Raw genomic sequence first — 13849 nt, forward strand, 5'->3', positions numbered from 1 at the left:
ATTCAGATCTTTCCTGCTTCCGTGGCCTGCACGACCTTGAGGGCGCCTGCCGCACCACCGACCGGACGCAGCACCTTGGCGAGTACTTCCTCCTTGGCGCCGAAGGCCTGCTGCCGTCCGTCAGCGAGCATGAGCACCTTGTCCACGGCCAGAAGCGCGCTTGGACGATGGGCGATGATGACGGCCACGCCGCCACGCTCGCGAATGCCGAGAATGGCAGCCGTCAGCGCCTCTTCGCCTTCGGAATCGAGGTTGGAATTGGGTTCGTCGAGCACAACGAAAAACGGCTCGCCATAAAGGGCACGCGCCAGCGCTATTCTCTGTTTTTGCCCCGCCGACAATTGCCGGCCGGTTTCGCCTACCAGAGTGGAATAGCCATCGGGCAGGCTCACAACGAGGTCGTGGATGCGCGCAGCACGGGCGGCCGCGATGATTTTTTCCGAACTCGCCTGCCGGTCGAAAGAGGCGATGTTTTCCGCAATGGTGCCGTCCAGCAAGTCGATTGCCTGCGGCATGTAGCCGATGTGGCGCGCCAGCGCCTCTGCCGGCCATTGGTCCAGCGTTGCGCCATCCAGCCGGATCGAGCCTTTGAGCGGGCGCCAGAGGCCGACCAGCAACCGTGCGAGCGAACTTTTCCCCGAACCGCTCGCGCCGATCACGCCAAGGGCGCTTCCGGCCGCCAGCGTGAAGGCGACATCCTGCAGAACCGGCTCGGTCGCTTCCGGTGGAATGGCGCCGACACGTTCGACGGAGAGAAGGGAGCGGGGCGCCGGAAGGTCCATGCGCATGGCGGCATCCGGCAACAGCGCAAGCGTCTTTTCGAGACGGCGGCGGCTCTGCCGGGCAGCGATGAAGCCCTTCCAGTTGGCGATGGCGAGATCCACCGGCGCGAGCGCCCGCGCCGACAGGATGGAGCCGGCGATGATGATGCCGGGTGTCGCCTGCTCATTGATGACCAGCCACGCCCCAACCGCCAGAATGCCGGATTGCAGCAGCATGCGCAGCACCTTGCTTGCCACGCCGAAACCGGAGGCTATATCGCTTGCAGCGCGCTGTTCGCGCACATAAGCGCGGTTGCCCGTCTGCCAGCGATCGCGCAGGGGCGGAACCATACCCATGACGGCGACGATGTCGGCGTTCCGGCGCACGCTTTCAATCAACCGATTGCGCTGGGAGGCGTGTCGCGCGGCCTCCTCGACGGGGCGTCTGGAGACAAGCTCGGTCATCAGCGTGAACGCGGTGAGAATTGCGGCGCCGGCAAGCGCGGTGGCGCCGAGCCAGAAATGAAAGGCAAAACAGATGGCAATATAAAAAGGCAGCCAGGGCAGGTCGAACAAGGCCGTCGGCCCGCTTCCCGACAGGAAAGAGCGGATTGTATCGAGATCACGAAGCGGCTGTGCCTGGGCGCCGCTGACCGGCAGGCGCAATTGCAATCCGATCACCGCCTCGTAGACCCTCGAGGAAAGGACCTGATCGAGACGATCGGAGATGCGCACCAGAAGACGCCCGCGCAGGGCATCGAACAGACCCTGAAATACGTAAAGCGCCACCACGATGGCGAACAGCGCCACCAGCGTCGGCAGGCTGCGGCTGGGCAGGACGCGGTCATAGACCTCCATCATGAACAGCGAGCCGGTGAGATAAAGAATATTGACCAGGGCGCTCATGAGGCCGACGCCGATGAAAGCGACGGCGCAGCCCGCAAATACACCCTTGATCTCACGAACATTACTATTGGCGGATTGGAAACGCATTTTACTGTCCATTGAAATCGCGGCGGCGGGATCAGCTGGCGGCAATACGCCTGTGACAATCTTCCGCGAACGGGAAAAAGCGCATCGCGAGCGGGCCGGCGATCATGTTTGAAGAGGTCGTCATCTCCTGCCCTTCCTTCGCGACACGGGAGTGGCCCGAGAGCCATGTCGGCACGCCTAGCGGCAAAGGCTAACGTGCGGATGACGGAGACCTGAAAAATCGTAAACGCGCCATAGGGATTTCCCATGGCGGCCTTCGGTTTCGTAAAGGGCTGCTGCTTCACCAGCCCACCCTGCGTTTCTCGTTGATGAAGGACAGGCTGATCGCAGCCAGCGTCGCTGGCGCACAAATGTTACTGAGGGCGATGATCCACGGGAACCCGTGACGGCCGGCCGCTATATGCCGCCCATGCAGAGATATTTCATTTCAAGATAATCCTCCATGCCGTGGCGCGAGCCTTCGCGGCCGATGCCGGATTGTTTGACACCACCGAAAGGAGCTGCTTCCGACGACATGCGGCCGGTATTGATACCGACCATGCCATATTCCAGGGCTTCGGCAACACGCCACACGCGCTTGAGATTGGAGGCGTAGAAATAGGCAGCCAGACCGTAGATCGTGTCATTGGCTTCACGAACAACCTGCTCCGCATCGTCGAAACGGATGATCGGCGCTAAAGGTCCGAAAGTCTCTTCCTGCGCCACCCGCATCGCGCTGGTGACGCCGGTGAGGACCGTTGGTTCGAAAAAGGTTCCGCCATTGCCGACACGCTTGCCGCCGCACCTTATTGAGCCGCCTCTTGCGCTGGCGTCGGCCAGATGTGCCTCGATCTTGTCGATGGCGTGGCTGTCGATCATCGGACCGATGGTCACCTCGGGATCGAAGCCGTCGCCAACCTTCAATTCTGCCACCCGCGCAACGAATTTTTCCGAAAACTCATCGTGAACCGCCGACTGGACATAGATGCGGTTGGCCGAAACACAGGTTTGGCCGCCATTGCGGAATTTCGCCTGAATGGCGCCTTCCACGGCTTCATCAATATCGGCATCGTCAAAAACGATGAAGGGTGCATTGCCGCCCAATTCGAGGTTGAGCTTCTTTATCTGCGGCGCGCATTGGCTCATCAGCAGCCGCCCGACTTCGGTTGAGCCGGTGAAGCTGATCTTGCGTATCCTGGCATTGGTACACAATTCCGCACCGACATCGGCGCCCTGACTGGCATAGATAAGGTTAAGCGCCCCTTCCGGAAAACCGGCAAGCCGCGCGAGCACGAACATTGCCCCTGCCACCAGCGGCGTCTGTTCCGCTGGTTTCAATACGATGGCACAGCCGGCGGCAAGTGCGGGCGACATCTTCCGGGCGACCATGGATGCTGGGAAATTCCACGGCGTGATGGTGCCGACCACGCCCACCGGCTGCTTGATAACCAGCATCCGCCGATCGTTGGAAGGGGCGGAAATCGTTTCGCCATAGATGCGGTTCGCCTCCTCGGCATACCATTGCACGTAAGCAGCGGCATGGGCGACTTCGGATTTTGCTTCCGTCAGCGGTTTACCCATTTCTGCCGTCAGGATCGTTGCGAGATCGTCCGAATGGAGAACAATCAGTTGGTGCCAGCGGCGCATCACCGCGCTCTTATCCTTGGCCGGCAGGCTCTGCCACACGCCCTGTGCTTCAGCCGCGCGGTCGATCGCGTCCCGGGTTTCCAAGGGCCCCATATCCGGCAGCCGCGCAAGCAGCGCACCGGTCGAAGGATTTAAAACATCGAATTCCGCGCCCGACCAAGCCTTGCCGCCGAGAGCGATGCCTGCAAGATCGGAAAACAGATCGGGCTGGGCAAGCCTGCCGAGGAGAACAGGATAAAGCGACAAGGACGGTTCCCCCTTTGACACGACAACCCGAGCACGCCGACCAGCCGCTATTTCAGCGAATGACCGTCGGCTGACGGGCACCGGCACAGGTGGTAGCGCCGCACCGGAAAAACGTCAATCTTGCGCGTGCATTTGCGACAATCGATCAAGAAAATTCATGAGTCATCACACGCATCGGCGATGAAAACCGCCCTCCCCTACATCGATTATGATTTGAGATATCCCCCCGCAGCTGGTTCGACGCTGGCCGTCCAACAGGTCGCCGTCCGAATATGGGCGATCCCGTCCAGCGCCAGCGCCGGTCAGCACGTCCGCTGCAGCAATATTGGCGACAGCGTGCTCTCCGGCCCCCGGGGGCCAATGACGAAGACGGTTTCTTACTTCATCTTTGCCGACAGGGTGGGCCACTCATACCAGGCTCCCTCAAGCACAAACCCGCCGAAATCGGCGGGTTTGGCGCGATTTGAAGGGCACCCGGATGGATGCGCCCTTGTGATTTACGCGAAGCGGAAGTCGTCTGAACGGCATGATTGATGACGGGCGGAAAACCCCGTGCATAAGCAACCTCGGCCTTTGCGCCAAAGCTTTCCGCCTGCGCCTTTGCCAGCGCCGGAAGCCGCTCCTCCAGCCTGTCGCGCACGACCGGCGAGAAGGCGCGTGCAGTGATCTGCAGTTCGACGCTCTCGGGAATGACATTCGAAGCCGTCCCGCCATGAATGGAGCCAACCGTCAGCACCGCCATCTCGCGCGGATCGACATTGCGTGAAACGATGCTTTGCAGCGCGGTGACGAAGCTTGCCGAGGCGAGAACCGGGTCGACCGTTTCGTGCGGCGCTGCCCCGTGTCCGCCCCTTCCGACAATCCGCACCTTCGCCTTGTCGACGGAGGCCATGGCAGGACCTTCGACGAAACCGAACTGGCCCGCCTCGACACCCGGCCAGTTATGCAGGCCAAAGACGGCGTCGACCGGAAAGCGTTCGAACAGCCGGTCCTTTATCATCGCCCTCGCGCCGGCGCCGATTTCCTCGGCGGGCTGGAAGATCAGTGTCAACGTGCCGGAAAAACTCGAGGTTTCGGCAAGATAACGGGCTGCTGCGAGCAGGATGGTCGTATGGCCGTCGTGACCGCAGGCATGCATGACACCCGGCGTGTCGCTGGCATAGGCAAGGCCGGTTTCCTCGGCAATGGGCAGCGCGTCGATATCGGCGCGAATACCGAGGCGTTTTTCGCCATGGCCGCGCTTGAGGGTCGCCACAACGCCATGGCCGCCGACGCCCTCCGTCACCTCATATCCGAAAGACAGAAGATAACGGGCGATGAGAGCGGCCGTGCGTTTCTCCTTCAGCGAGAGCTCCGGATGCCGGTGGAGATCGCGCCGGATGGCGATGCTCTCTTCGATGAAGGCAAGGATTCCCCGTTCGGCGTCGTCCTGCGGACGCGCGCCGTCAATGTGGATGTTCATGGTTCTATCTCCTGCACGACCCTTTACGCGCCGCGTCCTGAAAGTCTGCGCCGGCCGGGTCGCCCTCCGGCCGCGATCTTATGCGATGGCCTTGTCTGAACCGCTTTCGCCGCGGGCGTAGACACTTTCCCGGAAAGGCAGCCCGAGATGGTCGCGCAGCGTCGCCCCGTCCAGATGCGGATCGAAATAACCCCGCCGCTGCAGCACAGGAATGACAAGGCGGATGAAATCATCCAGCCCTTCGGCGATCACGGGAAAACCGAGAATGAAGCCGTCCGCAGCGTCGTGCTCCACCCAGCGGATGATTTCGTCAGCCACCTTGTCCGGTGTACCGATGAAGCCTTCACGCGGGGTCGCCGCCTCCAGTGCAGCCTCGCGCAGCGTCTGGTTCTTTTCCTTGGCGCGACGCTTGATGCGGTCGGTCGTTGAACGGAAACTGTTCTTGCCGATATCGCCCAGGTCAGGGAAAGGATCATCCAGCGGATAGACGCTGAAATCATGATGATCGAAGAAGCGGCCGAGATAGGCGAGCGCCTCCTCGATTGTGATGAGGTTGCGGATAACGTCGTATTTCGCCTCCGCTTCTTCCTGGGTTTCGCCGACAATCGGTCCGATACCTGGGAAGATCTTCACATCGGCAGCGGACCTGCCCTGCGCGACGGCACTCTGCTTGACTCGCTTCAGGAAGGTCTGGTTTTCCTCAAGTGAAGCGGAATTGGTGAAGACCGCATCAGCGTGCTTGCCCGCAAGACCGATGCCGGCATCGGATGAGCCGGCCTGAAACACTACCGGCTGCCCCTGCGGCGAACGCTGGATGTTTAAGGGGCCTTCCACCTGGAAAAACCGGCCCTTATGGCCGAGGGTGTGAAGTTTGGTGCGGTCGAAAAATTGCCCCGTCTCACGGTTGCGCACAAAGGCATCATCGTCCCAGCTGTCCCACAGACCCTTGATGACTTCGAGATATTCGTCGGCAATCTCATAACGCAGCGCATGTTCAGGATGATTGCGGCTGTAGTTCTTCGCCGTGCCTTCGAGAGGTGTCGTCACCGCATTCCATCCGGCGCGGCCACCGCTCAGGAGATCGAGCGAAGCAAACTGGCGGGCGATGGTGAAGGGGTCGCTATAGGAGGTCGAAACGGTTCCGGCGAGACCGATCTTCGAGGTCACCGCGGCCAGCGCTGAAAGGATCGTCAGCGGCTCGAACCGGTTAAGGAAATGAGGGATCGACTTTTCGTTGATGTAAAGCCCGTCCGCCACGAAAGCGAAGGCGATACCGGCCGCCTCCGCCTTCAACGCATTCTTCCTGAAAAACTCGAAATTGACGCTAGCGTCAACTGGGCTTTTGGGATGCCGCCAGGCGTTCATATGCCCGCCGGGGCCCTGAAGCATGATGCCGAAACGGATTTTCTTTCTCGTCATGTCATTTCCTCCTGAGGACTAAATCACGCCGCCCGGGAAAGGCGGTGCGTGGCCAAGAGTTCGATCGAGGCAAGCCGCTGATCGGCCCCGACATGCGGCGGCTCGATGATGAATTCCTCGATGCCGTGCTCTTCGGAAAGCGCGGGAAGCGCCTTGTGAATATCCTCCGGCCTGCCATGCAGGACATTGGGCTTGCGCTCCTCGATGCGGTAATCGGCATCGCCGGACTGGCGGGCAAATTCCTCCGCCTGTTCACGCCGGCCCAGATTGAAGGCCCTGCCATCACTGAGGAACACCCGGTAAATGCGCTGACCTTCGACCTGCCGCGCGGCATGGGCGGGGTCGCTGGCAGCAAACGCTGACAGTGCAAGGACCGGGGCAACTCCGCCGCTTTCTTCACGGAAAGCCGAAAGGCTGCGGCGGAGAACCTCCACGTCGCCATTGAGATGGCCGGCAAAAACGAAATTCCACCCGCGTGAAGCGGCAAGCCTTGCGCTTTCCGGGCTGGCGCCGAGCAGGAATCGTTCCGCAGCGACCGGCGGTACGGGAGTTGCCCGCAATCCGGCCTGCGCGTGTTCGTGCGGCGCGGCGCCGGACAGGAATGTGGTAAGCTCGCCGAAGGCCGCTTCAAAATCCGGTTTGCGGGCAGGATCATAGGCCTGCTGCAAGGCTGACGTCGCGAGCGGCAGCCCGCCCGGTGTCTTACCGATGCCGAGATCAACCCGGCCAGGAGCGAGCGACGACAAAACGTTGAAAACCTCGGCAACCTTGTAAGGGCTGTAGTGCTGCAGCATGACACCGCCTGAGCCTACGCGGATATGGGAGGTCTTCGCCAATATCCACGCAACCAGCGCTTCCGGCGCGGACCCGGCTAGTTCCGGCGAATTGTGATGCTCGGCCACCCAGAAACGGCGGTAGCCCAGCTCTTCGGCACGTCTCGCGAGATTGATAGTGTCGCGGAACGCACTCGCCGCGTCCTCACCCGTTGGAACAGGGCTCTTGTCCAGCAAACTGAGCGTATACATCATCACCTCGCGTGTCTTTGATGCATACTTTGTCTACGGATTTTATATACTAATAAAGGATGATCGTTCCACGTTGCGGCGCGATGAGAGAAAATATTGTTTTCAGTGGTGTCGCGGAAAGCCGGCGCAGGCGCGAGCCATCCGCAACGCGGAGGGTCACCTTAAAATAACGTTGCAACTGGCCGCTTTCAGCACCAACGAAGGCGAAACGGGCTTGCGCCGAAATTCGGTAAAAACTACTTAGTAACTCAGGAATAATATGGCGAGGCGCTGTAAAATGTGCCGTCTCTCTTTCGGATCATGTGATGTTGACCAAAAAAGGCAAATACGGACTAAAGGCACTTGTCGATCTGGCGCGGTTGCCCCAGGGCGAAACCGCCTTCGTGACAGAGATTGCGAGCCGTAACAACATCCCGAAAAAATTTCTCGACACCATTCTTCTGGAACTGCGCAATAGCGGGATCCTGCGCTCCAAGAAGGGGCCCAATGGCGGTTATTCACTGTCGAAAATGCCGTCGGAAATCATGATCGGCCAGGTTATCCGCACGCTGGACGGTCCTCTGGCGCCCATCCGCTGCGCAAGTCGCACAGCCTTTGAAGCCTGTGACGACTGCGATGATCCGGAGACCTGTCAGGTCAGACTTTCGATGACGGACGTGCGTGACGCCATCGCAACGATTCTGGACAATATGACGCTTGCGCAATTCGTGGAGAAGGACGGGCAGGACGCCCACGCCATTCCGGCCGGTCAATAGATTTCGAACGGTCGGTCATTCGCGATCTACTCATTGCCTGCGCAGATCGTCCTCCAGCGAAGCGATCAATCCGTCTTCGCTGACGCCTTCGACAAGACCGAGGCGCGCCATCAGGATTTGAAGCGTGATGGCATTGTTGCGAACCGAGCGAAAGGTGACGTTTTCTGCACCAACCTGTGCCGCATCGATATTGGCCGCAAGGCTTGCTATCTGCGCCCTCAGGAGTTCGATGGCGAGAAATACTTCCCCTATGACGGGTCGTGCCGCACCCTTATCCGCCAGCCTGTCGATCAGCAGGGACGAAAGCTCACCCTGCTTTTGTCCTAACGCCACTGCGGCCCTCAAAAGAGTTGAAACGGAAGTGGCCAGATTTCCGGCGCCCTGAGCCAGGAACACAACCTGATCGGCACGCAACAGACCCTCCCACGACGTATTGGGGCGATTGCGCAAGACGATAAGCAAGGGCTGCCCGGACGTATTGACCGCTGGCACGACGATCCAGTCCGCGTCGCCCCTCACCGACCCAACAACGTCGTCGGGAAGCCGCAGGGCGTAGTCGTCTTCCGTCACCGTAACCGCTTGGTCCAGATTCGCGGCAGACGTTGCCAGTCCGAATGTCTCGCCAAGATCGAGACGGGCGAAAAGCGCCCTGCGCTGCTCTTCGCTGCCCGCATTCCTGATGAACTCAAGGGCAGTGAAATGTTCAACGAGGCCCTGCGCCGCCTCGGCATCGGCTGCTGAAATAATGGCAAGCGCCTGTGACAGAATGTCATTGGTGATATCCGCTCCACCGAGCTCCGTTGGAACGGAAAGAGCGAGAAGGCCGGAACGGGCAATCCGAGCGTGGATGTGTCCTGGACTTTCAACCCCGCAGTTCGCGGCGATTGCCCGTGCGACGGTCAGCACATCGATATCCGCGCCAAGGCGTGGAGGAACGAAACGAAGTCTTTCGCCGAGAGGCGTGACGGATCCCATGCTCAACTCCCTCAAACAATGACAAAGTAACGCGCCGGCGGCCGACGCTTAACCCAGCGAATGATAACGCCCGTTCTGATAGACCAGCGAGTAGCCGGAGCCGACGCGGATCGCCTCCACCTTGCCGATCACGATGACATGGCTATGCCGTTCGATCGCTTCCTCAATGGTGCAGTCGATCGCCGCGACAGCATCCTCGAGAATGGGCGCGCCGCTCGCCAGCCGGGTCCATTCAGTACCGCGATAACGATCCGCACCCTTTAGGCCGCCGATGCCGGCGAACTGGTTGGCGATGAACTGATGGTTTGGGCCGATGATGTTCACGGCGAGATGACCGAAACGCTGCACGACCGGCCATGTGGACGAGGAGCGATTGAGCGCGACAAGGATTCTGGGGGGATCGACCGACAGCGCCGTGGCCGAGGTTACGGTCGCACCCGTTCGGGCCTCCCCTTCCCCCGCCGTGATCACGCTGACGCCGCCGCCCAGTGTTCTCAGCGCCGCCTTGAGGCTGTCGGCATCCGGAGCCTTGCCGGCAACGGGGTCACGGAGATTGATGAATTGTTGATCCTTGGCCGCATATTGCAATGTCATCGGTGGCTCCTGAAAAAGCTGATTTGTTCAATAGCTAACAGCGGCGATAGGGTGGGAAACAGGCACCTTTTTCCATAATGACAAAATTCTATAGAAATAATGTTTTATATGCTTCTGCGCCGTTGCAGCCTGCCGCAGGATACGAGGCAGAAGGAGAATGGCCTGCCTTTCGCAGGCCATTCAGGACCCGGATACAAGCTTGACGTTGCCGCCATGGCCACCGCCGCCAAAGACCTGCTTCGTTCCGAATGACGAGCGGATCTGATCGCGCGGTCCGCCGAGCCCGATTTCCGGGAACAACAGTTCGGAAACGCGATAGGCTTCCTCAAGATGAGGATAACCGGACGCAATGACGGTATCGATGCCGAGCGCCTGATATTCCCGCAGTCTCGCCGCAACCGTCTTAGGCGAACCGACCAGCGCCGTGCCGGCGCCCGAACGGACGAGCCCGATGCCCGCCCACAGGTTCGGGGAAACCTCGAGCCGGTCGCGTCGGCCATTGTGCAACGCCTGCATCCGCGCTTGCCCGACGGAATCCGACGCTTTGGAGAATACTTCCTGAGCAGACGCAATGGTCTCGTCGGAGAGCTTCGAAATCAGCCTGTCGGCATCGGCCCAGGCCTCCTCGTCGGTTTCACGCACGATGAAATGCAGGCGAATGCCGAAGGTTACCTCGCGGCCCTTTTGGGCGGCGGCCGCACGTACCTTGGCGATTTTTTCAGCGACTTGTGCCGGAAGCTCGCCCCAGGTGAGATATTTGTCGGTGATACCAGCCGAAAACTCGATGCCGGCATCGGAAGAGCCGCCGAAATAAAGCGGCGGGCGCGGCTCCTGTACCGGCGGCAGGCCGAGCCTTGCGTCCACCGCCTTGATATATTTGCCGTCCAGGCTCCCCTTGCCGGTTTCGATCAGTGAATTGAAAACCTGGAAGAACTCGTCGGCGTGGTCGTAACGTTCGTCATGCGGCAGGAAAATGCCGTCGCCGCCCAGTTCCTGCGCGCTGCCGCCAACCACGATGTTGAGAAGCAGCCGTCCATGGGAAACACGATCAAGCGTGGAGGCCAGCCGGGCATAATAGGCGGGTGACGCGACGCCCGGACGGATGGCAACGAGGAATTTCAGCTTCTCGGTATAAGCCGCAAGATTGGCCGCGAGAATGAAGGATTCCTCGCAGGCGACGCCGGTTGGAATGAGCACGCCGGAATAACCCAGCCGATCGGCAGCCTGCGCGATTTCGCGAAAATAGCCGGGATCGGCAGGACGCGCGAGATCGTCGGAGCCCAGATAACTACCGTCGCCCGACGAGGGAATGAACCAAAGAAAATCGAGGGGTTTGTCGGCTGTGCTCATCGGCTGGTCCTTTGCAATCCGCCCTTCGGGCAATGCGTTTTGATGATAAAGGGTAGCCAATTCCCCGGCGCGTTTAAGAAATTTTGTTCCAATTTCCATTCGGCATGGAGAGTTTCTCTCCCGGATAACCCGCCCTGCGAAGCGAAACGAAGCCTTCGCCAATCGCGTCAGAAGACCGGGTAAAGGCCGAGCATTGCAAAATTCATTTCGCAGATTTCTTCCCGCTCGAGTTCGAGATCGCTTTTTTCTCGCCTGATACGTCCGGAATGGTCCAAGGGATGAAGGCTGACCTGTTCCTCGTCACGCGGCTGACGCCGGGTCAAACCGAACAGATCGAAAGTAAACGCATGAAGTCCCTGTGGCATGTGCGCCTCCTTTGCTCTACTCACTCCATCCTCAGGCGATCATCCAAAATCGTCAATATTTTCGATAAAATTACTATTCTATAATTAGAGGATCATCGGCAAATGTGGACCAAGCTTGCGGCGTGAGGGAAAAAATCCGTTTCCGACGGCCAATGGCAGTACATGGACCGCAAACGGCCACTCTTCTCTTCAAAAATACGCATCACTGAGCGCACTCAGTGTGTTCGACCTCGATCGGGTCCCCGCCTTTGCGGGTGCGTTACCCATCTTCAGCCGTTCGAGCAGAGCATAACCCTCGGGCCATCGTCCGTAGCCGCTGGCAATATTGATATGCCCGACGGCGCCGAGATTGATGAGATCGCTCCCCCACAGGCTGGCACTGCGCGAGAGCTCTTCGGCATCCATGTAGGGATCGTTCATACTGCCCACGACGAGGCTCGGAAAAGCAAGCGGCTGCTGCGGAAATGCGCCGAACCGCACAATACAGGGATGCATCGCCTCCACGCGGTCGAGATGAGCGGGTGCAACCAGAAGCGCGCCCCTGATCTTTGCGGCGGAGGGTCGAGACGCCATATTCGCCACCAACAGGCAACCGAGGCTGTGGGCGACGATATAAGCACTTTCGACGGTCGCCAGCGCTGCCTCCAGACGGTCAAGCCAGTCGTCGAGAACCGGGCATTGCCAATTGTCCTGATCAACCAGTTGGGCATCGGGATCATCCAGCAACCAATGTCGCTGCCAGTGCCCTTCATCCGAACCATTCAGGCCAGGAACAATCAAGGTGGTACACATGCCTGCTCCGTAGGTTGTGTGCGAGTGCACCAAGCATGGTGAATTTTATGATTCCAGTCGACTATGGCCTTGCTCACCTTTTGGATGCACGAGGAAAAACGATCCAGACAAATCCGATAGTTCAGAAAATACGTTCTCGGTCCCCAAGATAATGTCCGTCAGAGGAAATCATTTCCTCAAATTTTTTATATAGAAAATATGTGCAATTTAGGCTTCCCAGACGGAAAGCTTTTCCTCTGCCGGACAACAAAAGAAACGTCGCTGCTTCGCCGGGCCGTCGCCGCTTTGCCATTCTCGCACGTGGGTAGGCTTGCGCTTCCCGTAGCCCAAGTGGCAGAGGCCGGGCTTTCGCAGAGCCGCTCCGCCGCACCACAAACGAAAATTCAGGCGGATAATGTGAGCAGCACGAGCGAATTTCTCTGGTACATCCCCAATGACGTCAAACCCGGTCACCGTGGCGATGCCGTCAGCGATAATCACAACAGTCTCGACACGTTGACGGGCCATGCCAGGGCGCTTGAAACCCATGGCTGGAAAGGCGCGCTGGTCGGCACGGGTTGGGGAAGACCCGACACGTTCACGGTGGCGGCGGCGCTTACTGCGCGCACCACCACATTCGAACCGCTGATCGCCATCCGCCCCGGCTACTGGAAACCGGCCAACCTCGCATCGGCAGCCGCCACTCTCGACCAGCTTTCGGGTGGCAGGGTCAGGATCAACATCGTCTCCGGCAGGGATGAGCTTGCGGCCTATGGCGACGAAGAAGGCGATCAGGCGCAGCGTTATGCCCGCACGAAAGAATTCATGCGGCTGGTGCGGCGCCTCTGGACGGAGGAAAACGTCTCATTCGAAGGTGAGCATTTCCGGGTGAAGAACTCCACTGTCCTGCCGCGCATCGTGCCGCGCGAAGGCAGGCCGCATCCCAAACTCTATTTCGGCGGCGCTTCCGAAGCAGCCGAGCAGGTTGCCGCAACCGAGGCCGACGTGCAGCTTTTCTGGGGAGAGCCGCTCGCCGGTGTGCGTGAGCGGATAGAACGGCTCAGGTACCTCAGTGAAACGCTCGGCCGCGATCTGCCGCCGCTGCAATTCGGCCTGCGGATCACCACCCTGGTGCGCGAAACGACCGCCGAGGCGTGGCGCGATGCGGAAGCAAAGGTTGCCGAGATGGCCGCAAACAATGGCGTGCGCTGGAACGACCATCTTCAGGCAGTCGCAGTCGGCCAGCGCCGCCTTCTGGACTTGCACCGGCAGAGCGACGTGCTGGACGACAATCTTTACACCGCTCCGGGCAAATTCGGTGGCGGCGGCGCCGGGACGACCTGGCTTGTAGGATCAGCGGAAGATGTCGCAACGTCGCTCAAGAAGTATCGTGCGTTGGGGATCACCCATTTCGTGCTGTCCGATACGCCCTATCTGAAAGAAATTGAGCGGCAGGGCGACAGGCTGCTGCCGCTGCTGCGGGATTGATGCGGTGACGCTGCCGGGC

11 protein-coding genes and 1 pseudogene are annotated in these 13849 nt (G+C 59.9%); 2 read left to right on the forward strand and 10 right to left on the reverse strand.

All coding sequences use genetic code 11. The features are described from left to right. Positions 1 to 2 precede the first annotated feature (2 nt). The 5 genes and pseudogenes from DOU54_RS23750 to DOU54_RS23770 all read right to left on the reverse strand — a co-directional run bounded on the left by DOU54_RS23750 (position 3) and on the right by DOU54_RS23770 (position 7535). Entirely contained in the window at positions 3 to 1754 is a 1752-nt protein-coding gene (locus tag DOU54_RS23750) for a type I secretion system permease/ATPase (protein WP_108081655.1), read from the reverse strand. Positions 1755 to 2150: 396 nt separating this feature from the next. Beyond that, on the reverse strand, positions 2151 to 3581 hold the full coding sequence (locus DOU54_RS23755) for an NAD-dependent succinate-semialdehyde dehydrogenase (RefSeq protein WP_279873460.1): 1431 nt from the start codon (positions 3579 to 3581) through the stop codon (positions 2151 to 2153). A gap of 502 nt (positions 3582 to 4083) precedes the next feature. After that, positions 4084 to 5088 (reverse strand): annotated as a pseudogene (locus DOU54_RS23760) (amidohydrolase); the annotation flags it as partial. A 78-nt stretch (positions 5089 to 5166) separates the two neighbouring features. Continuing rightward, positions 5167 to 6507 (reverse strand): LLM class flavin-dependent oxidoreductase, encoded by a 1341-nt coding sequence (locus tag DOU54_RS23765; RefSeq protein WP_113731901.1) that lies wholly within the window; start codon positions 6505 to 6507, stop codon positions 5167 to 5169. A gap of 23 nt (positions 6508 to 6530) precedes the next feature. Continuing rightward, a complete protein-coding gene (locus tag DOU54_RS23770) occupies positions 6531 to 7535 on the reverse strand; it encodes an LLM class flavin-dependent oxidoreductase (protein ID WP_193603449.1) in 1005 nt (334 codons plus the stop codon). Positions 7536 to 7837: 302 nt separating this feature from the next. Here DOU54_RS23770 and DOU54_RS23775 point away from each other — a divergent pair, with 302 nt between their 5' ends. Further along, positions 7838 to 8287: an RrF2 family transcriptional regulator gene (locus DOU54_RS23775; protein ID WP_004445456.1), complete on the forward strand. Its 450-nt coding sequence runs from the start codon at positions 7838 to 7840 to the stop codon at positions 8285 to 8287. Between the two features lie 30 nt (positions 8288 to 8317). On the opposite strand, the gene DOU54_RS23780 is transcribed toward DOU54_RS23775, so the two are convergent. The 5 genes from DOU54_RS23780 to DOU54_RS23800 form a co-directional block, all read right to left on the reverse strand. After that, positions 8318 to 9262, reverse strand: coding sequence for an acyl-CoA dehydrogenase family protein (locus DOU54_RS23780; protein ID WP_044459201.1), 945 nt, complete (start codon positions 9260 to 9262; stop codon positions 8318 to 8320). Positions 9263 to 9310: 48 nt separating this feature from the next. Beyond that, entirely contained in the window at positions 9311 to 9856 is a 546-nt protein-coding gene (locus tag DOU54_RS23785; protein WP_113731903.1) for a flavin reductase family protein, read from the reverse strand. 180 nt (positions 9857 to 10036) lie between these two features. After that, positions 10037 to 11206 carry an FMNH2-dependent alkanesulfonate monooxygenase gene (gene ssuD / locus DOU54_RS23790; protein WP_113732090.1) on the reverse strand — a complete coding sequence of 390 codons (1170 nt, stop codon included), beginning with the start codon at positions 11204 to 11206 and terminating at the stop codon, positions 10037 to 10039. Between the two features lie 167 nt (positions 11207 to 11373). Further along, positions 11374 to 11571 (reverse strand): hypothetical protein, encoded by a 198-nt coding sequence (locus DOU54_RS23795; protein ID WP_004445462.1) that lies wholly within the window; start codon positions 11569 to 11571, stop codon positions 11374 to 11376. 189 nt (positions 11572 to 11760) lie between these two features. Beyond that, complete coding sequence (locus DOU54_RS23800; RefSeq protein WP_064263464.1) at positions 11761 to 12363, reverse strand: alpha/beta hydrolase; 603 nt, start codon at positions 12361 to 12363, stop codon at positions 11761 to 11763. 396 nt (positions 12364 to 12759) lie between these two features. Between DOU54_RS23800 and DOU54_RS23805 the strand changes: the two genes are divergently transcribed. Then, positions 12760 to 13830, forward strand: a complete 1071-nt coding sequence (locus DOU54_RS23805) for an LLM class flavin-dependent oxidoreductase (RefSeq protein WP_113731904.1) — start codon at positions 12760 to 12762, stop codon at positions 13828 to 13830. Positions 13831 to 13849: the final 19 nt, after the last annotated feature.

The sequence above is a fragment of the Agrobacterium sp. MS2 genome (genome assembly GCF_003261015.1).
Classification (GTDB): domain Bacteria; phylum Pseudomonadota; class Alphaproteobacteria; order Rhizobiales; family Rhizobiaceae; genus Agrobacterium; species Agrobacterium pusense.